At 51.7% G+C, this 18654-nt stretch carries 18 protein-coding genes; 13 read left to right on the forward strand and 5 right to left on the reverse strand.

Going from position 1 to position 18654, the window contains the following annotated elements:
- Positions 1 to 32 precede the first annotated feature (32 nt).
- From pgk to NC856_RS05615, 6 genes are all read left to right on the forward strand, one after another.
- Positions 33 to 1196 (forward strand): phosphoglycerate kinase, encoded by a 1164-nt coding sequence (gene pgk, locus NC856_RS05590; protein WP_264089446.1) that lies wholly within the window; start codon positions 33 to 35, stop codon positions 1194 to 1196.
- Between the two features lie 129 nt (positions 1197 to 1325).
- Positions 1326 to 2402: a class II fructose-bisphosphate aldolase gene (gene fbaA / locus NC856_RS05595; protein ID WP_113865416.1), complete on the forward strand. Its 1077-nt coding sequence runs from the start codon at positions 1326 to 1328 to the stop codon at positions 2400 to 2402.
- Between the two features lie 130 nt (positions 2403 to 2532).
- On the forward strand, positions 2533 to 3387 hold the full coding sequence (gene mscS / locus NC856_RS05600) for a small-conductance mechanosensitive channel MscS (protein WP_264089447.1): 855 nt from the start codon (positions 2533 to 2535) through the stop codon (positions 3385 to 3387).
- A gap of 166 nt (positions 3388 to 3553) precedes the next feature.
- The gene (locus tag NC856_RS05605; protein ID WP_264089448.1) at positions 3554 to 4174 is read left to right on the forward strand and encodes a hypothetical protein; all 621 of its coding nucleotides are present in this window, start codon (positions 3554 to 3556) and stop codon (positions 4172 to 4174) included.
- A gap of 131 nt (positions 4175 to 4305) precedes the next feature.
- Positions 4306 to 4917 carry an arginine exporter ArgO gene (gene argO / locus NC856_RS05610; protein WP_264089449.1) on the forward strand — a complete coding sequence of 204 codons (612 nt, stop codon included), beginning with the start codon at positions 4306 to 4308 and terminating at the stop codon, positions 4915 to 4917.
- Between the two features lie 169 nt (positions 4918 to 5086).
- Positions 5087 to 5812, forward strand: a complete 726-nt coding sequence (locus NC856_RS05615) for an oxidative stress defense protein (protein ID WP_264089450.1) — start codon at positions 5087 to 5089, stop codon at positions 5810 to 5812.
- Between the two features lie 31 nt (positions 5813 to 5843).
- Here the strand turns inward: NC856_RS05615 and NC856_RS05620 are convergent, their stop codons facing one another.
- Entirely contained in the window at positions 5844 to 6737 is an 894-nt protein-coding gene (locus tag NC856_RS05620) for a LysR family transcriptional regulator ArgP (protein WP_264089451.1), read from the reverse strand.
- Positions 6738 to 6961: 224 nt separating this feature from the next.
- Between NC856_RS05620 and rpiA the strand changes: the two genes are divergently transcribed.
- Both rpiA and serA read left to right on the forward strand, forming a co-directional pair.
- Positions 6962 to 7621 (forward strand): ribose-5-phosphate isomerase RpiA, encoded by a 660-nt coding sequence (rpiA, locus tag NC856_RS05625; protein ID WP_264089452.1) that lies wholly within the window; start codon positions 6962 to 6964, stop codon positions 7619 to 7621.
- 292 nt (positions 7622 to 7913) lie between these two features.
- A complete protein-coding gene (gene serA / locus NC856_RS05630) occupies positions 7914 to 9146 on the forward strand; it encodes a phosphoglycerate dehydrogenase (protein WP_264089453.1) in 1233 nt (410 codons plus the stop codon).
- A gap of 64 nt (positions 9147 to 9210) precedes the next feature.
- On the opposite strand, the gene ettA is transcribed toward serA, so the two are convergent.
- Positions 9211 to 10878: an energy-dependent translational throttle protein EttA gene (ettA, locus tag NC856_RS05635; protein WP_264089454.1), complete on the reverse strand. Its 1668-nt coding sequence runs from the start codon at positions 10876 to 10878 to the stop codon at positions 9211 to 9213.
- 405 nt (positions 10879 to 11283) lie between these two features.
- Between ettA and sltY the strand changes: the two genes are divergently transcribed.
- Positions 11284 to 13212 (forward strand): murein transglycosylase, encoded by a 1929-nt coding sequence (sltY, locus tag NC856_RS05640; protein WP_264089455.1) that lies wholly within the window; start codon positions 11284 to 11286, stop codon positions 13210 to 13212.
- 73 nt (positions 13213 to 13285) lie between these two features.
- On the forward strand, positions 13286 to 13639 hold the full coding sequence (gene trpR / locus NC856_RS05645; protein ID WP_264089456.1) for a trp operon repressor: 354 nt from the start codon (positions 13286 to 13288) through the stop codon (positions 13637 to 13639).
- On the opposite strand, the gene yjjX is transcribed toward trpR, so the two are convergent.
- On the reverse strand, positions 13636 to 14172 hold the full coding sequence (yjjX, locus tag NC856_RS05650) for an inosine/xanthosine triphosphatase (RefSeq protein WP_264089457.1): 537 nt from the start codon (positions 14170 to 14172) through the stop codon (positions 13636 to 13638). The genes trpR and yjjX overlap by 4 nt on opposite strands.
- Positions 14173 to 14223: 51 nt before the next feature.
- Here yjjX and gpmB point away from each other — a divergent pair, with 51 nt between their 5' ends.
- Complete coding sequence (gpmB, locus tag NC856_RS05655; protein ID WP_264089458.1) at positions 14224 to 14874, forward strand: 2,3-diphosphoglycerate-dependent phosphoglycerate mutase GpmB; 651 nt, start codon at positions 14224 to 14226, stop codon at positions 14872 to 14874.
- Here gpmB and robA read toward each other — a convergent pair.
- On the reverse strand, positions 14863 to 15762 hold the full coding sequence (robA, locus tag NC856_RS05660) for an MDR efflux pump AcrAB transcriptional activator RobA (protein WP_264089459.1): 900 nt from the start codon (positions 15760 to 15762) through the stop codon (positions 14863 to 14865). The two genes, gpmB and robA, sit on opposite strands and share 12 nt — an antisense overlap.
- A 207-nt stretch (positions 15763 to 15969) precedes the next feature.
- Between robA and creA the strand changes: the two genes are divergently transcribed.
- Positions 15970 to 16461 carry a protein CreA gene (gene creA, locus NC856_RS05665; protein ID WP_264089460.1) on the forward strand — a complete coding sequence of 164 codons (492 nt, stop codon included), beginning with the start codon at positions 15970 to 15972 and terminating at the stop codon, positions 16459 to 16461.
- Positions 16462 to 16533: 72 nt separating this feature from the next.
- Here creA and arcA read toward each other — a convergent pair whose 3' ends face one another.
- Complete coding sequence (gene arcA, locus NC856_RS05670; protein WP_264089461.1) at positions 16534 to 17250, reverse strand: two-component system response regulator ArcA; 717 nt, start codon at positions 17248 to 17250, stop codon at positions 16534 to 16536.
- Positions 17251 to 17893: 643 nt separating this feature from the next.
- Here arcA and NC856_RS05675 point away from each other — a divergent pair.
- Positions 17894 to 18595, forward strand: coding sequence for a tRNA/rRNA methyltransferase (locus NC856_RS05675; RefSeq protein ID WP_264089462.1), 702 nt, complete (start codon positions 17894 to 17896; stop codon positions 18593 to 18595).
- Positions 18596 to 18654: the final 59 nt, after the last annotated feature.

An 18654-nucleotide genomic window follows, 5' to 3' on the forward strand; every position in this document is an offset into this window, starting at 1 on the left:
ACTTTAAAAGAGAATCAACAAGAGGATTCACCATGTCTGTAATTAAGATGACCGATCTGGATCTGACCGGCAAACGTGTCCTTATCCGTTCCGATCTGAACGTGCCGGTAAAAGACGGTAAAGTGACGTCTGATGCGCGTATCCGCGCTTCTCTTCCGACCATCGAACTGGCCCTGAAACAAGGCGCCCGCGTGATGGTGACTTCCCACCTGGGACGTCCGACCGAAGGAGAATACAACGAGGAATTTTCTCTGCTGCCGGTGGTTAACTATTTGAAAGAAAAACTTTCTTCTCCGGTACGCTTGGCGAAAGATTATCTGGACGGTGTTGACATCGCGGCGGGTGAGCTTGTTGTTCTGGAAAACGTTCGCTTTAATAAAGGTGAGAAGAAAGACGACGAGGTTCTGGCCAAGAAATATGCCGCGCTATGCGACGTGTATGTCATGGATGCCTTTGGTACGGCGCACCGCGCTCAGGCTTCTACTCATGGCGTGGGAAAATTTGCGCCTGTCGCCTGTGCCGGCCCGCTGTTGTCCGATGAGTTGGAAGCATTGGGTAAAGCGCTTGGCAATCCGGCTCGTCCGATGGTCGCTATCGTCGGCGGCTCCAAAGTTTCAACCAAGCTGACCGTACTGGATTCGCTGTCTAAAATCGCTGACCAGTTGATTGTCGGCGGCGGTATCGCCAATACCTTCGTTGCCGCTCAAGGCCATAACGTTGGTAAATCGCTGTATGAAGCAGACCTGATCCCGGAAGCGAAGAAATTGCTGGAAACCTGTGATATTCCTGTTCCGAGTGATGTTCGCGTTGCGAGCGAGTTCTCCGAAACGGCTGCCGCAACCCTGAAATCGGTCACCGCGATTAAAGACGATGAACAGATTCTGGATCTGGGCGATGTTTCTGCCGAGCGTCTGGCGGAAATTCTGAAAAGTGCCAAAACCATTCTGTGGAATGGTCCAGTCGGCGTATTCGAATTCCCGAATTTCCGCAAAGGCACGGAGATAGTCGCCAAAGCAATCGCTGAAAGCGACGCGTTCTCTATTGCCGGTGGCGGCGACACACTGGCGGCAATCGATCTGTTCGGCATTGCTGACCAAATCTCCTATATCTCTACTGGCGGCGGTGCTTTTCTGGAGTTTGTCGAAGGGAAAAAACTGCCAGCGGTGGTGATGCTGGAAGAACGCGCCAAGCAGTAATATTTTATAAGCCGAGCGTAATTGATATTGCCTCTGCTGCGGTTACTCTGGCATATAAGCCGGAGTAGCCTGTCGATTTAAACATCGATTTCTCTAACCCTCTACGGCCAACGAAACAGGACACGTAATATGTCTAAAATTTTTGATTTCGTAAAACCTGGTGTCATCACTGGTGATGATGTTCAGAAAGTTTTCGCAGTAGCTAAAGAAAACAAATTTGCGCTGCCGGCAGTAAACTGCGTCGGTACTGACTCAATCAATGCCGTACTGGAAGCCGCGGCCAAAGTGCGCGCGCCGGTTATTGTTCAGTTCTCCAACGGCGGCGCTGCATTCATCGCCGGTAAAGGGCTGAAAGCAGAAGGCCAACAGGCGGCGATTTTGGGGGCGATCTCCGGCGCTCACCACGTTCATCAGATGGCGGAATACTATGGTGTACCGGTTATTCTGCACACTGACCACTGCGCTAAAAAATTGCTGCCGTGGCTGGACGGCCTGTTGGATGCGGGTGAAAAACATTACGCGGCAACGGGTAAACCGCTGTTCTCTTCACATATGATTGACCTGTCCGAAGAGTCACTGGAAGAAAATATCGAAATTTGCAGCAAGTATCTGACTCGCATGGCGAAGTTGGACATGACGCTGGAAATCGAACTGGGTTGCACTGGGGGTGAAGAAGACGGTGTGGACAACAGCCATCTGGATAACTCCGCGCTGTACACTCAGCCGGAAGATGTGGCTTATGCCTATGAAAAACTGAGTGCTATCAGCCCGCGTATCACTATCGCCGCATCATTCGGCAACGTTCACGGTGTTTACAAGCCGGGTAACGTGCAACTGACGCCAAAAATCCTGCGCAACTCTCAGGATTATGTATCAGAAAAATACAACCTGCCGCACAACAGTCTGGATTTCGTCTTCCACGGCGGTTCCGGTTCTTCCGCGGAAGAGATCGAGGAAGCAGTGGGTTACGGCGTAGTGAAAATGAATATCGACACCGATACCCAATGGGCGACCTGGGAAGGTATTCTGCACTACTATCAGAAGAACGAAGGCTATCTGCAAGCCCAACTGGGTAACCCGGAAGGCGCCGACAAGCCGAACAAGAAATACTACGATCCGCGTGCCTGGTTACGTGCCGCGCAAAGCACGATGGTTGTGCGTTTAGAAAAAGCCTTTAAAGAACTGAACGCTGTTGACGTTCTTTAACTAAGATTCTTAAAGGTTTATCGCTAAGGCTCCTACGGGGGCCTTATTTTATCTTTATTTCGCCGCAGATCGCGGTTTTTGGTGTGAAAGTGATGCCTTTTTAAAAAGGGCAAGAAACAGGAGTCATTAAATGGAAGAACTGAATGTTGGTGTGGAACAGGCGACCAGCTGGCTGGTAAGCCATCAGGATATATTAATACAGTATACGGTGAATATTGTTGCCGCCTTGCTGACCTTGATCATTGGGTTGGCTATCGCTCGCTTTGTCGCGGGAACATTGAATAAATTGCTGGTGAGCCGTTCTATTGACTCTACGGTAGCGGATTTCCTCTCCGCACTGGTGCGTTATGGCATTATCGCCTTTACGCTGATTGCCGTGCTGAGCCGGGTGGGAGTACAAACGGCCTCCGTTATCGCGGTGCTGGGTGCCGCGGGTCTGGCCGTTGGCCTGGCGTTGCAAGGCTCGCTGGCGAACTTTGCGGCAGGCGTGCTGCTGGTGACGTTCCGGCCTTTTCGTACTGGCGAATGGGTCGATCTGGGCGGTGTCGCCGGTACGGTCACACAGGTGCAGATTTTCTCCACCACGTTGCGCACGGCTGACGGCAAGATCATTGTGGTGCCGAACGGCAAAGTGATTGCCGGTAATATCATCAACAGTTCACGCGAACCGGATCGCCGTACCGAGATCATGGTCGGTGTCGCTTATGATGCGGATATCGATGAGGTGAAAAAACGGCTGGGCGATATTATTGCCGCTGATACCCGTATTCAGCACGATAAGGGCGTGACGATTCGATTGAATGAAATGGCGGCATCATCGTTGAATTTTGTGGTGTGGGTGTGGACCACCAATGGCGACGCGCAAGCGGTTTACTGGGATCTGCTGGAAAGCTTCAAGCGGGTGCTGGATGAACATCGTATCGGCATTCCTTATCCGCAGATGGATGTGCATCTATATCATACCGATCGGCAGGAAACGCACTAATTCTATTCTGGCTTATCCGGGATTACGGTTATTCCCGGATAGGACGCCAGGCGACAAACCTCCATAGCCATTAGAGGATGGCCGATTACCGCCTTAAAGGTGAAACTTTCCCGCTTTCCTTGTTCTATCTTTCTCCCACCCTATTTTCTTTTTCCTGATAGTTACAATGAAACCAGATCGCACACTGTATCTGCATACCGTTGCTATTTTTATTTTGGCGCTTTGCCTGCCTTATGCCGGCCCGCATTTCTTCGCATTCAACCAGAATACGGTGGATAACATTGAGTTGTTTCAATCTTTTTTCCTGTTGTTCGGCGCAATCTTTACCTGGTTTTATGTCAAACCACTCCGTTGCGAGAGAGAACGGGGTATTTTCTGGCTGTGGAGCATCAACTGGTGGATATTGCTTTTTGGTCGCGGGATCAATTGGGGACGAAATTATTTCCCGGAAATGCCAAGAGCCTATTTTCGGGCGATATCTGTCGTGTTGATAGGCATTGTTCTACTGATGTTGTTACTTCCTTCCGTCCGGCGTGAAATAGTCCGACGTTTTTGCACGGAAATGTTGCCCGTTTGGGATATAGGGTTGATGGTGGCTTATTTTCTGATTTCCGATACCATTGAACATCATCGACTACTGTCATTTCTGTTTGTATATGACGTGCGATATAAGGATTTGATGGAGGAACTCTATGAGTTGCCATTCATGTTCTCGTTATTTTTTACCGCCTTCTATCTACAAAAAAGGGAAAAGTCGGTTTCCTCCGTCTGTTATTTCTGCTCATAACCTCAGCCTTTTTGTACCCGTCAATCAATATTAGAACCACTAATGTTAAATTAGAAATTTAAATTTTCATTAATAACTCAGTGTTTGTAAACTGCCGCTCATCTCAACAAGCGTTCTTATCGGAGGCGATAATGTTGGCGGCTTATTTGCAGGGACTTATTCTTGGCGCGGCGATGATTTTGCCCTTGGGTCCACAGAATGCTTTTGTAATGAATCAGGGTATTCGCCGTCAGTATCATGTAATGATTGCGCTGCTGTGCGCATTCAGTGATATGGTGCTGATCTGCGCCGGTATTTTCGGCGGTAACGCCTTGCTTAGCCAGTCTTCGTTACTGATGGCGCTGGTGACCTGGGGCGGTGTCGCTTTTTTGCTTGGGTATGGCTGGGGGGCGATGAAGACGGCTTTCAGCAAGGATCTGACGCTCGCCGACGCGGAGGTGATGAAGCAGTGCCGCTGGCGCATTATCGCCACTATGCTGGCGGTGACCTGGCTCAATCCCCATGTGTATCTGGATACGTTCGTGGTGCTTGGCAGTTTGGGCAGTCAGTTTAGCGAAGATGCCCGCGGCTGGTTTGCCATGGGAACCATCACCGCCTCGTTCGTCTGGTTTCTGGCGCTGGCGCTGCTGGCCGCCTGGTTAGCGCCGTGGCTGAATACGCCTCGTTCACAGCGCGTTATCAATCTGTTTGTGGGCATAGTGATGTGGAGCATCGCTTTACAATTGGCGCGTCAGGGCTGGTAATCAATTACTCATGTTTACAGCAGGTTTCAGAAATTCACCTATATTTTGTTGTGTCAGCAATGCGTTAAGTTACCTGTATTGATCATTTACCTTCGATGCGGAAAGCAGCGCGGCGGTAACCTGTTTTTGTGTCCGACTCAACGGCACAACGTAAGTTAAGGAGAGATTAGTGAAGCTAAAAGTACTGGCATTAGCGGCGATGGTGGGATTGGGGGCGCTGCCGCTGGCGACGCAAGCTGCGGAATTGCCGAATGGCCCGCATATTGTCACTTCCGGCACCGCCAGTGTTGACGCCACGCCGGATATGGCGCGTCTGGCTATCGAAGTGAGCGTGTCATCGAAAGATGCCGCCGATGCGAAAAAACAGGTTGATGCACGCGTGGCGCAATATTTTGATTTTCTTGGCAAGAATGGTATCGAGAAAAAGGATATTAACGCCGCCAACTTACGTACCCAGCCCGAATATGATTATCTGAAAACGGGTGGTTCTGTTCTGAAAGGGTATCGCGCGGTACGTCAGGTGGAAGTCACGTTACGTCAGTTGGATAAACTGAACGAGTTGCTGGATGGCGCGTTGAAAGCGGGACTGAATGAAATTCGCACCGTCGACTTGGGCGTTACGAATCCAGAAAACTATCGTGATGAAGCACGCAAGAAGGCGATAGAACAGGCAACGGCGCAGGCGCAATCGTTGGCGCAAGGGTTTAACGCTAAGTTGGGACCGATCTATAGCATTCGCTACCATGTCGCCAACTATCAACCGATGCCGGTCGCCAGAATGTTTAAAACCGCGGACGCCGCCGTGCAAAGTGAAGCCGCTCAAACGTATGAGCAGCAAACCATTCACTTTGACGATCAGGTTGATGTGGTATTTGAATTACAGCGCAATCCATAGCGCCGGGCGGGGCTGGCTTATCAACTAAGCGTCAGGATTGTCTAAGCACATGATGTCCGTGCGCGAGCAGGGCATCAGTGACTTTTCTCATCATCCTGCTTTCCGGGGCGAAACGGTGCCAATAGAGCATGCGGCGCTGGAACAGTCCGGGCGTCAGGTCAATTAATTCATTACTGGCCAGTTCTTTCTCAATCTGTAGATGGGGGATCATGCAGCAGGTGGTTCCCTGGCGCGCCAATTGCACAAACGCTTCTGATGAATTCACGATATGGCACGGCACGCTGCCGGGCGAGAGATCAAAGTTTTGCTGTAGAAAAGCCTGATGCATATCATCAAGGTGATCAAACGCGACTGCCGGCGCGCGCAGCAGCGCGGAACGTGTGACGCCATTAGGAAAATAGCGGGCGGCAAACGCGGGCGAGGCGACGAACAGATAATCCAGCGCGCCCAGTTTATCCACCAGGCAACTCGGCAACGGTTGTGACTGAATACTCACGGCGCCGACTACTTCACCACGACGCAATCTTTCCTGCGTTCGCGTTTCATCTTCCACCTGTAGATTCAGACGAATAGGGGAGTCAACCAGTACCGGTTGCAGCGCGGGCAGCAGCCAGGTAGCAAGGCTATCGGCATTGACCGCCAGCGACAGCAGCAACGGAATATCGCCGCTACTTTCATCGCCCAGCCATTCTTCTTCCAGCAGTTCAACCTGATGTAACAATGCCAGTAATTTCTGCCCTTGTTCAGTGGGCCGGGGGGGAATGGTCCTGACGAGCAACGGCTGACCGAACAAATTTTCCAATTGTTTAATACGCTGCGATACGGCGGATTGAGTAATGCATAATTTCTGGGCGGCGCGTTCAAAGCCCCGCTCACGTATTACGGCATCCAGCGCCTGAAGCGTTCGATAGTCCGGGCGTTTCATGGAGAGTCAGCATTCCTCTGAATGAAGTCTGTTTTTTTCACTATGCCACATTTTATTGTTTTACCATGCAGAAATCTTATTTCCCGGTTCGGGGTTCATGAAATTTACCTGCCATCCGTGAAATAATGTGCAGGGCGCGCATCGAATTCGCGCTATTTATCAACCGGCGTGTTCTATAATACGCGCATATTTTTTCGTGTTTACGTACCTGAAGCAGACAAACTATGACACAAGATGAACTGAAAAAAGCAGTGGGATGGGCAGCGCTGGATTATGTGCGTCCCGATACGATTGTCGGGGTGGGGACGGGCTCTACCGCCGCTCATTTTATTGACGCGCTGGGTTCGATAAAGCACCAGATTCAAGGCGCGGTATCCAGTTCCGATGCATCAACGGCGAAACTTAAAAGCCTGGGTATTCCGGTTTTTGACTGCAATGAAGTGGATTCGCTGGATGTATATGTGGATGGCGCGGATGAAATCAACGGGCATATGCAAATGATTAAAGGCGGCGGCGCTGCGTTAACCCGCGAAAAGATCATTGCGGCCATTGCCCGTCAGTTTGTCTGTATTGTGGACGCATCAAAGCAGGTGGATGTGCTGGGCAAGTTTCCGCTGCCGGTTGAAGTGATCCCGATGGCCAGAGCGTATGTCGCCCGTGAACTGGCAAAAATGGGCGCACAGCCGGAATACCGTCAGGGGGTGGTGACGGATAATGGCAACATCATTCTGGATGTTCACAATCTGAATATCATGGATGCCGTCGCGGTAGAGAATCATATCAATGGCATAGCGGGCGTCGTGACCGTCGGGCTGTTTGCCAATCGCGGCGCTGACGTGGCGTTGGTGGGGACTGCCGATGGCGTAAAAACCGTGGTGAAATAAGCTGCGGATAACTTCAGGCACGAGCGATCCTCATGCCTGAAATTTTTTTATAAAAAAATTTTTATTTAACGGCTCACTTTTGGTACTTAATATTACTTTTTCTTATTTTGTTCGTCGTCAATATGGCGATGCGCATTGTTGGCAATATTTTTCGCCATAAGTCTTTTCGGCGTCATGTGCTGGCTGTAGTCGCAAAGCAATCGTTTGTATTGCTGACGGCGTAATTTTTGTTATGTTGGCAGGGGCTGTTTAGCAAACTGTCGCATCTGAAGTCTGAAAATAAGGTCGGGAAATGGCAAAGGTATCACTGGAAAAAGATAAAATTAAGTTTCTGTTAGTGGAAGGGGTGCACCAGAGCGCACTGGAGAATTTGCGCGCCGCAGGTTACACCAACATTGAATACCATAAAGGGGCGCTGGATGCGGAATCCCTGAAAGCATCCATCCGTGATGCGCATTTTATCGGTATTCGCTCGCGTACCCATCTAACAGAAGAGATTTTCTCCGCGGCGGAAAAACTGATCGCGGTGGGTTGTTTTTGTATCGGGACTAACCAGGTAGAACTATCGGCGGCGACAAAACGCGGCATTCCGGTATTCAACGCGCCTTTTTCCAATACCCGTTCCGTGGCGGAAATGGTACTCGGTGAAATGCTGCTGTTGCTGCGCGGCATTCCGGCGGCGAATGCGAAAGCGCACCGTGGCGTCTGGCATAAACTGGCGGTTGGTTCCTTTGAAGCGCGCGGCAAGAAACTGGGGATCATTGGCTACGGCCATATCGGTACGCAATTGGGCATTCTGGCAGAAGGCCTGGGGATGCATGTTTACTTTTATGATATTGAAAGTAAATTGCCGTTGGGGAATGCGCAACAGGTTCGCTATCTTTCCGATCTGCTGAACATGAGTGATGTGGTCAGTCTGCATGTGCCGGAAACCGACAGCACCCAGAATATGATGGGCACGGAAGAACTGGCGCTGATGAAACCGGGCGCTATTCTTATCAACGCGTCACGCGGCACGGTGGTGGACATTCCAGCCTTGAGCGATGCGCTTGGCAGCAAACACCTTTCCGGTGCGGCGATTGACGTCTTCCCTCAGGAACCCGCTACCAACAGCGATCCGTTCTTGTCGCCGTTGTGCGAGTTTGACAATGTGCTGCTGACCCCGCATATCGGAGGCTCCACGCAGGAAGCGCAGGAAAATATCGGTGATGAGGTGGCCGGGAAACTGGCGAAATATTCGGATAACGGCTCTACGTTGTCCGCGGTGAACTTCCCTGAAGTTTCACTGCCGGTACATGGCGAACGCGCCAGCCGGTTGTTGCACATTCATGAAAACCGTCCCGGCATTATCACCAAGATCAACCAGATCTTTGCCGAGCAGGGTATCAACATCGCCGCTCAGTACCTGCAAACGACGCCTGAAATTGGTTATGTGGTTATTGACGTGGAAACGAATGGCGCGCAGACAGCGCTGCAACTGATGAAAGCGATCCCCGGTACGATCCGTGCTCGCCTGCTGTACTGATTCTTTTATTTAATCAGCCAGTCCTTAGACAATGGCCCGCTTGCGCGGGCCATTTTGCATCATATTATTTGGACATCTTTTTGTATTTGATGCGGTGTGGTTCTAATGCATCCGCGCCAAGCGTTCGTTTTTTGTACTCTTCATACTCGGTGAAGTTACCTTCGAAGAATTCCACTTTTCCTTCATCCTGATAATCCAGAATGTGGGTGGCGATGCGGTCCAGGAACCAACGGTCGTGCGAAATAACCATCGCGCAGCCGGGGAATTCCAGCAGGGCGTTTTCCAGCGCGCGCAGCGTTTCGATATCCAGGTCGTTGGTTGGTTCGTCAAGCAGCAGTACGTTGCCGCCAACCTGCAACAGTTTCGCCAGATGCAGACGACCACGTTCGCCCCCGGATAGCTCGCCGACGCGTTTGCCCTGATCGACGCCTTTAAAGTTAAAACGGCCCACATAAGCGCGGCTTGGCATCTCGGTGTTGCCGATCCGCATGATATCCTGACCGCCGGACACTTCTTCCCACACGGTTTTGCTGTTGTCCATCGCGTCGCGGAACTGATCGACCGATGCCAGTTTCACGGTTTCGCCTAACTCGATAGCGCCGCTATCCGGTTGTTCCTGACCAGACATCATGCGGAACAACGTCGATTTACCCGCGCCGTTCGGACCGATGATGCCGACGATCGCCCCTTTCGGCACGGAGAAGGATAGTCCGTCGATCAACTGACGTTCGCCATAGGATTTGCTCAGGTTGGTGACTTCAATCACTTTGTCGCCAAGCCGCGCACCAGGCGGAATGAACAGTTCGTTGGTTTCGTTGCGTTTCTGGTATTCCGTGCTGTTCAGTTCTTCAAAGCGGGCCAGACGCGCCTTGCCCTTTGACTGACGGCCCTTGGCCCCCTGACGCACCCATTCCAGTTCTTTCTCAATGGATTTCCGGCGCGCCGCTTCCTGCGAGGCTTCCTGCGCCAGACGCTGATCTTTCTGCTCCAGCCAGGAAGAGTAGTTGCCTTCCCACGGAATGCCTTCGCCACGATCCAGTTCCAGGATCCAGCCCGCAACGTTATCAAGGAAGTAACGGTCATGGGTGATGGCGACCACGGTGCCTTCGAAGTCATGGAGGAAACGCTCCAGCCAGGCTACGGATTCCGCATCCAGGTGGTTGGTCGGCTCGTCGAGCAGCAGCATGTCCGGCTTTTCCAGCAACAGACGGCACAACGCGACGCGGCGGCGTTCACCGCCGGAAAGATTGGCGATTTTCGCATCCCACTCGGGCAGACGCAGGGCATCCGCCGCACGTTCCAGTTGGTTGTTCAGGTTATGACCGTCATACACCTGAATAATCTCTTCCAGCTTGCCCTGTTCAGCGGCCAGCTTGTCGAAATCCGCATCCGGTTCAGCGTACAACGCGTACACTTCATCCAGCCGTTTCAGCGCGGTAACCACTTCTGCCACCGCTTCTTCAACCGATTCACGCACGGTGTGTTCAGGATTTAACTGCGGTTCCTGCGGCAGATAGCCGATTTTAATACCGGGTTGCGGACGCGCTTCGCCTTCAATGTCCTTATCAATGCCGGCCATAATGCGCAGCAGCGTAGATTTGCCCGCTCCGTTCAGACCCAGTACGCCAATTTTGGCGCCGGGGAAGAAACTGAGAGAGATATTTTTCAGAATATGACGCTTCGGCGGAACGACTTTACCGACGCGATGCATGGTGTAAACATATTGAGCCACGTTGCGACTTCGCCTCTTTCTGTCTGTGTTGTTATTGACACGTTGTTATTGACACGATGGTTTATGCGCCACGTCGTGGCGGCCATATTGGGGCTTATTGCCGCCGAGGGTGGGAAAACCCCGCCTTCCGCGGATAGAACATTCTGATAGTGAAGTGTAACTGGTTTCCGTGTCCGATCCCAGACATCCGGCGATTTGTCGTTGCGACGCGGATGTCGCGCCGAAAAAGGCAAACGATTCAGTCCATCATGCCGGAAATTGTGCCGGAATTGACATATCGCTGTCTGGCATGTTGTGCCACACTGAATGGGTGTTGTCCGGGAAATCATGAACGGGCGGGATGATGATATCGACAATTGAAGATGTCGGTAGCGGGTCGATAACGGATAGAGGTTAACGCAGGTTATGGTTAAAGCGGGTCATTGGTGGTACGCCATTGCAGCAGTATGTCTGGCAGGGGCTTCGGGGCATGCGCTGGCGGATTCTCTGGATGAGCAACGTCAGCGCTATCAACAGGTTAAACAGGCATGGGACAGCAATCAGCTGGATACGGTCGCTCAACTTATGCCCACGCTGCGCAATTATCCGCTTTATCCTTATCTTGAATATCGTGCATTAACGCAGGATCTGACCCAGATCAGCGCCACGCAAGTCAGGCAATTCATTGCCACCCACCCGACGTTGCCCCCGGCGCGTAATCTGAATACCAGCTTTGTCAACGAACTGGCGCGTCGTCAGGATTGGTCAGGGTTATTGGCGTTCAGCCCGCAGCCGCCCAAGCCGGTCAGCGCACGCTGTAATTTCTATTATGCGCAATGGGCGACGGGCCAGCGGCAAGGCGTGTGGGATGCGACGCGTGATATCTGGCTGACCGGGCGCTCCCTGCCTTCCGTCTGTGACAAACTGTTCTCTGCCTGGCAAGCAGCGGGTGAGCAAACCCCGCTAACGACGCTGGAACGTATTCGTCTGGCCATGAATGAAGGCAGCGCCGGGCTGGTGAATTATCTGGCGAAACAATTACCCGACGATTACAAAACCATCAGCGATGCGCTGATAGCCTTGCAGAACGATCCGAATACGCTGGAAAGCTTTGCCCGTTCTATTGGGCCGACGGATTTTACCCGTAAAGTCACATTATCGGCATTCAGTCGCGTAGCGCGTCAGGATGTCGAGAATGCGCGCTCAATGTTGCCCGTGATTGTGCGTTTGCAAAAAATGAGCGCAGCCGAGCGTCAGGAAATGGAAGAAACCGTGGCCTGGCGATTGATGGGAAGTGATGCCACGCCAGAGCAGGCGCGCTGGCGCGATGGCGTGGCGCAACGTAGTACGTCAATCTCTCTGATTGAACGCCGCGTGCGCATGGCGCTGGGGACGGGCGATCGACAGGGATTGATTGACTGGATGGCGCGTTTGCCTGCGGATGTGTTGCAGAAAGATGAATGGCGGTATTGGCGGGCGTTGGTGATGCTGGAGCAGGGGAAACGTCAGGAAGGCGAAGCGCTGCTGCGTGAACTGATGAAGGAGCGCGGTTTTTACCCGATGGCGGCGGCGCAGAAACTTAATGAGCGCTACCCCGTTACTATCATGACGGCGGCGAAACCTGACCGTTCGTTATCGCAGTTGCCCGAAATCAATCGCGTAAGGGAGTTAATGTTCTGGCAGATGGATAATCTGGCGCGCAGTGAGTGGGTGGGGCTGGTTGCCAATCGCAGTAAACCCCAGCAAGAAGCGCTGGCCCGCTACGCGTTTGAACAACGTTGGGCGGATTTGAGCGTGCAGGCCACGATTGTCGGCAAGTTGTGGGATCATCTGGAGGAACGTTTCCCGCTTGCCTGGAACGATGAGTTTCGGCGCGCCACGCTGGACAAAGGTATCAGCCAGAGCTATGCGATGGCGATCGCCCGCCAGGAAAGCGCCTGGAATCCCAAAGCGCGTTCCCCGGTCGGCGCGTCCGGTCTGATGCAACTGATGCCCGCCACCGCACAGCAGACGGCGCGGATGAGTAATATCACGACTTACATGAACAGTAGCCAGCTATTTGATCCGCAAACCAATATTCTGTTGGGCACGCGCTATCTGGAATATGTCTACCAGACGTTTGGCCGCAACCGTATTCTGGCTTCTGCGGCCTATAATGCCGGACCGTCCCGCGTCAATACCTGGCTGAGAAATAGTTCCGGGCGCATTGACGCTGTCGCGTTTATAGAAAGTATTCCTTTTTCTGAAACACGCGGCTACGTTAAAAACGTGCTGGCCTACGATGTCTTTTACCGGTATTTCCTGCGTCAGCCCGCGCCGGTCTTGACCGATGCGGAATGGCAACGCCGCTATTGAGGCTTGTGGGCGCGATCATTCCCGACGATTTATGTTATGCTGCCGTACTAGTTAAATAGTATGGCAGCCTGTTATGAATCCGTTATTTCCTACTGATCCTGCGCTTTCTGAACAAGATAATGAAAACTGGTTACGCTTCGTGACATTGCTGCAACAGTCGATGGAGGCTGATCTTCAGCAGCCGTTATTACAGTTGTTGCTGACGCAGGATGAGCGGATGGCGTTGGGAACGCGGGTACGGATTATTCAGGAACTGATGCGTGGGGAAATGAGTCAACGCGAGTTGAAAAACGAGTTGGGGGCTGGCATTGCCACCATTACCCGCGGTTCCAACAGTCTTAAAGCGTCGCCTCCCGCCCTGAAACGCTGGCTGGAGGCGCAGTTGTTGCCTGCGGAGGAACGCGGCACAGAGAAAAAAGGGCGTTAGTTCGCCGTTTGTACGGGCGTCTGGTAGATAGGGTTATGGAACGGAACCAAGGCCAGCAGCAGAGCCTGATGATAAACACTGGTGCGTGACAGTTTGCCATCGGTGAAAACACCAATTGCTCCGCCTTTGTGTTTGATATTCTGTATACCTGTCAGGCGCTCCATTTCATCGCCCAACTCCCGCCCTTCACGAATGCCATGTAATATACTTTCAGGCAGAACCAGGCTTGCAGAGCGAGACTCGCCGCGTAGGTGGGTGTTTTCCACCACCATCCACGCAAAGGTCATGCATTCTTCGATCCCTGCTTCAACACCGACCCAAAAATCAGCTTCAGGGCGAACCTGACGGGCCATCATCACGCGGTTTCTGGCGCCGGTGCGGGTTTCCAATGAACCGAGAGGCTGACGTGGGACACCGCTGTCGACGTCAACGCCTTCGATACGGCAATGGTCCGCGCCAAAAACATCGATGAATGCTAAAGTAACAGCTTTAATTTTTGCCGGGTTGGTTGTTGCAGCGACAACATGATACATAACGGTTTCGAACTCTTTAGTTAATTTGACGCAGTATAACGGAAAATAACCATGTTACAGGTATATCTTGTTCGCCACGGCGAAACAGAATGGAATGTGGCGCGACGTATTCAAGGTCAATCCGACAGTGCGCTGACGCCGCGCGGTGAACAACAGGCTTATCAGGTTGCCGAACGCATCAGGACGCTGGGGATTACGCATATCTTTACCAGCGACCTGGGAAGGACGCAGCAGACGACGGCCATTATCGCTAAAGCCTGTCACGGTTGTCCTATCGTGTTGGAACCCGGCTTGCGGGAGTTGAGTATGGGGATTTTGGAAGCGCGCGATATTGATTCGTTAAGCCCGGAAGAGGAATCATGGCGTAAACAACTGGTGGATGGCACATCCGGCGGGCGTATTCCCGAAGGGGAATCGATGGAGGAGTTGGCGGCGCGTATGCACCGTGTGTTGGCCCGTTGTCTGGACCTGCCCAAAGGGAGCCGGCCATTGCTGGTCAGTCATGGCATGGCGCTGGGGTGTTTGCTTAGTACGATTCTGGGGTTGCCCGCATCGGCAGAGCGCCGCCTGCGCTTGCGCAACTGCTCCTTGTCACGCATTGATTATCAGCAAAGCCCGTGGCTGGCTTCCGGGTGGGTTGTTGAAACTGCCGGGGATATTTCGCATCTGGATATTCCGGCATTGGATGAGCTACAGCGCTGATTGACGTTCAGGGGACTGGATGGGAATAAGGTATTCACAGCGGATGGTTTTGGGAATGTTATCGGGCTCCGCTTTCTCCTCACTGTTGGGATAGAAACGCTCCGCGTCAAACCCTTTGCGGCGGATAAGTTGGAAGGTCGGCAGACAGGTGTCATACAGCGTAATAATAAAATCCTGTAGCCCGTCTGTTGGCCCCTCATACACAAACAGGGCGTAATCACCGCCGGGTAAGGTTATCGTTTCGCCGGAATGTATGATGTCATCGGGCAGATGTCGCGGTTCCAGCGCGGTGGTATAAAGCACCTCCTGCTCGTCGTCTTTTTCCTTGCTGGGGCGCGAGTGGTGCAGCCCGTAGAGCACTGGCGGAACTGTTTTGGTTTCGCCCAGAAACTGACGCCAGTAATGGATCCGGATCTCAGTCCTGAAATTACAAATCTGTTCCAGGCGGCAGTTATAGGTTTGCGTCAACCCAAGCAACGGCGTTTCCGGCAATTCAACAAATGTCGGCTGCGGTAGCGTGAATTCACCTAATCGGATTGGCGGATGAATGCCGAACGTATTCCAGTCGTCGGCGCGACGATAGGATGCAGGCGTCTGGGCGAACTGTTTTTTGAATGCTCGGGTAAAGGTCTGTTGGGAATCAAATCGATATTGCAAAGCAATGTCCAGAATCGGTCTGCTGGTCAGGCAAAGAGCGACCGCGGCTTTAGTCAGCCGCCGTGCGCGAATATAGGAACCAATCGCATGACCTGTGACGTCTTTGAACATTCTTTGTAGATGCCATTTTGAATAGCCCGCTTTCGCCGCGACATTATCGAGTGATAAAGGCTGGTCGAGATGGCTTTCCAGCCAGTTAAGCAGATCACGTATAATACCAGCTTGATCCATAGATCTTCCTCATCAAACATACTGAGCAGTGAGCGTATAGAGAACCCGCATCATAGCAACTTTTTGACATTGTCACCGCTTAAGATTTTTGAAGTTATTCAACTGGTAATTTGGATAACATAACTGGCGACGATGATTTTTCTGAGACGGCGCTTTCCGGTTTATACTGTGACGAATAGTACAATGGATAATCAGAGAATCTGAAATATGAATAAAAAGGTAGTGGTAAGTATCGGCTTGTTGATGCTAGCGGCGGCGGGGCTTGCGCGGGCAGAGCAGGTGGGTTCGGTAGATACGGTGTTTAAGCTGCTGGGGCCGGATCATAAAATTGTGGTCGAAGCATTTGATGATCCAGACGTGGATAACGTCACTTGTTATATCAGCCGGGCCAAAACCGGCGGCATCAAGGGCGGGTTGGGATTGGCGGAGGATACGTCTGATGCGGCGATTTCCTGTCAGCAGGTCGGGCCGATTGTATTAACAGAGAAAGTGAAGAACATCGGCAATCGGGGAGCGGTGGTTTTCCAGAAACGGACATCGCTGGTTTTCAAAAAATTACAGGTTGTGCGGTTTTATGATCCCAAGCGTAATGCGCTGATCTATCTGACTTACTCGGATCGTCTGGTCGATGGTTCACCAAAGAACGCGTTAAGTGCGGTGCCGGTGATGCCGTGGGGAAATGCCGCTAAAACAGAATAAATGAACGAATGATGTGATTGCGACAGAAAGTGCAAGTCAGCCGAAGCAACGAACTGCTTCGGCTGAAAGGAATCAGTCTTCCAGGTCACCGCAGAAACGGTAGCCTTCACCATGGATGGTGGCGATGATTTCCGGCGTATCAGCTGTGGATTCGAAGTGTTTCCGGATACGACGGATCGTCACGTCAACGGTACGATCGTGGGGCTTCAGTTCACGCCCGGTCATTTTCTTTAGCAATTCCGCGCGAGACTGGATTTTTCCGGGGTTCTCACAGAAATGCAGCATGGCGCGGAATTCGCTGCGCGGCAGTTTGTACTGCTCACCGGCGGGGCTTATCAATGAACGGCTATTGATATCCAGTTCCCAGCCATTGAAGCGATAGCTTTCAACCAGGCGACGCTCTTCCGACACAGCGCCCAGATTCATGGTACGGGACAGCAGATTACGCGCGCGGATCGTCAACTCGCGTGGATTGAATGGTTTAGTGATGTAGTCATCCGCGCCAATTTCCAAACCGAGGATTTTATCGACTTCGTTATCACGACCAGTGAGGAACATCAATGCAACGCTGGCTTGCTCACGCAGTTCACGGGCTAACAACAAACCATTTTTGCCCGGCAGGTTGATGTCCATGATGACCAGATTGATGTCATTTTCCGACAGGATATGGTGCATTTCTGCGCCGTCTGTGGCTTCGTAAACAATGTATCCTTCCGCCTCAAAAATACTTTTGAGGGTATTACGAGTTACCAACTCGTCTTCAACAATAAGAATGTGCGGCGTCTGCATGTTTGCTACCTAAAATTGCCAACTAAAATTATAGAAATCGGAAGTACAGAAGTCGCTGTTATCATTGGCGCTATGTGAGGTAAAAGTTACCATCTCACTCAACATTGGACTAAAGTACATAAATATGTTCTCGGTGCACATTCACCCGCCAGAGGAGTGGGTGATAGTGGAGGCTGATTAACAGCGCTCAAAAAGTGGTGCACAGTTTAACCTTATTAACAGCGACATAACAGTAATCACTGATTTTGCGTGCCGACAAATCAACGGTTCCGTTGACATATATCAAATTTCATTGTAGCACGTTAACTATTTTGTGAAAAAGACTTACAGGATTGCTAGTTTAAGTCACAATTTAGCATCTTTTGTGAACGATTCAGCATAGCAAATGATGATGACGGGCGTTAGCGCATTTGACTGAAAATGCCTGGATTGATTGATTTTTACTAAAATTAATCATCTAATTTTTATCGAAAATAATTAAATTACGGCAATGCTTCTTCGTTTAATCCCCGTTTCCTTAATCCGTGGCGGAATGATACCGACATGGTGTTGTGTTGTTGTTAATTCCTCATGCGGCTAATGTTCGGTATTTTCCTGTTGGAAACGTTTTCACTATATGTTTTACGCGCAACAGAGGATATCTATGCAGTTTCATATTATTTTGGTTGAGCCCGCGCGCGCCGAGAACGTTGGCGCAGCCGCGCGGGCGATGAAAACCATGGGGTTCAGCAGTCTGCGTATTGTGAACAGTTGCGCGCATCAGCAACCCGCCGCAGGTTGGGTTGCGCATGGTTCGGGCGATATTCTTGCCGCAGCCGCGACGTTTTCCAGTCTGCGGGAAGCGCTGGCCGATGTGGACTTCACCATTGCGACCACGGCGCGCACCCGTGCCCGATTCCGTTACTATTGCACGCCAGTGGAACTGCTGAGCATCATGCAGGAAAAGGCGCGGTGGGTAGATTCCGCCGCGTTGGTTTTTGGGCGTGAAGATGCCGGGCTGACCAATGAAGAGCTTGAACTGGCGGATATATTGACCGGCGTGCCGATGAAGGCTGACTACCCCTCGCTTAATCTGGGGCAGGCGGTGATGGTGTACTGCTATCAACTGGCGGCATTAATGCAGATCCAACCGGATGAGGCTATTGTGCCGCAAGCTGGCGCGTTGTCAGCGTTGCGACAGCGCCTGGATCAGTTGCTTATGACGCTTGGCGTCAGCGAGGATGAGAAACTACGCGACTGGCTTCATCAGCGGTTGGGACGTTTAGAGCGGCGCGATACGGCAATGCTGCATACTTTGCTGCATGATGTCGAGAAAATGGTATCCAGAGAAGATAGCGATAAATGATTTTTTCACAGCAAAAGATGTTGATTTATACTTTTTAATGAATGATCATTTTGCCAATC

It is taken from the genome of Brenneria izbisi, assembly GCF_025840185.1.
Lineage (GTDB): Bacteria > Pseudomonadota > Gammaproteobacteria > Enterobacterales > Enterobacteriaceae > Brenneria > Brenneria izbisi.

Coding starts and splice junctions, on each gene's coding strand:
- pgk (WP_264089446.1), top strand. CDS start 33: ATGTCTGTAATTAAGATGACCGATCTGGATCTGACCGGCAAACGTGTC.
- fbaA (WP_113865416.1), top strand. CDS start 1,326: ATGTCTAAAATTTTTGATTTCGTAAAACCTGGTGTCATCACTGGTGAT.
- mscS (WP_264089447.1), top strand. CDS start 2,533: ATGGAAGAACTGAATGTTGGTGTGGAACAGGCGACCAGCTGGCTGGTA.
- NC856_RS05605 (WP_264089448.1), top strand. CDS start 3,554: ATGAAACCAGATCGCACACTGTATCTGCATACCGTTGCTATTTTTATT.
- argO (WP_264089449.1), top strand. CDS start 4,306: ATGTTGGCGGCTTATTTGCAGGGACTTATTCTTGGCGCGGCGATGATT.
- NC856_RS05620 (WP_264089451.1), bottom strand. CDS start 6,737: ATGAAACGCCCGGACTATCGAACGCTTCAGGCGCTGGATGCCGTAATA.
- rpiA (WP_264089452.1), top strand. CDS start 6,962: ATGACACAAGATGAACTGAAAAAAGCAGTGGGATGGGCAGCGCTGGAT.
- serA (WP_264089453.1), top strand. CDS start 7,914: ATGGCAAAGGTATCACTGGAAAAAGATAAAATTAAGTTTCTGTTAGTG.
- sltY (WP_264089455.1), top strand. CDS start 11,284: ATGGTTAAAGCGGGTCATTGGTGGTACGCCATTGCAGCAGTATGTCTG.
- trpR (WP_264089456.1), top strand. CDS start 13,286: ATGAATCCGTTATTTCCTACTGATCCTGCGCTTTCTGAACAAGATAAT.
- yjjX (WP_264089457.1), bottom strand. CDS start 14,172: ATGTATCATGTTGTCGCTGCAACAACCAACCCGGCAAAAATTAAAGCT.
- gpmB (WP_264089458.1), top strand. CDS start 14,224: ATGTTACAGGTATATCTTGTTCGCCACGGCGAAACAGAATGGAATGTG.
- robA (WP_264089459.1), bottom strand. CDS start 15,762: ATGGATCAAGCTGGTATTATACGTGATCTGCTTAACTGGCTGGAAAGC.
- creA (WP_264089460.1), top strand. CDS start 15,970: ATGAATAAAAAGGTAGTGGTAAGTATCGGCTTGTTGATGCTAGCGGCG.
- arcA (WP_264089461.1), bottom strand. CDS start 17,250: ATGCAGACGCCGCACATTCTTATTGTTGAAGACGAGTTGGTAACTCGT.
- NC856_RS05675 (WP_264089462.1), top strand. CDS start 17,894: ATGCAGTTTCATATTATTTTGGTTGAGCCCGCGCGCGCCGAGAACGTT.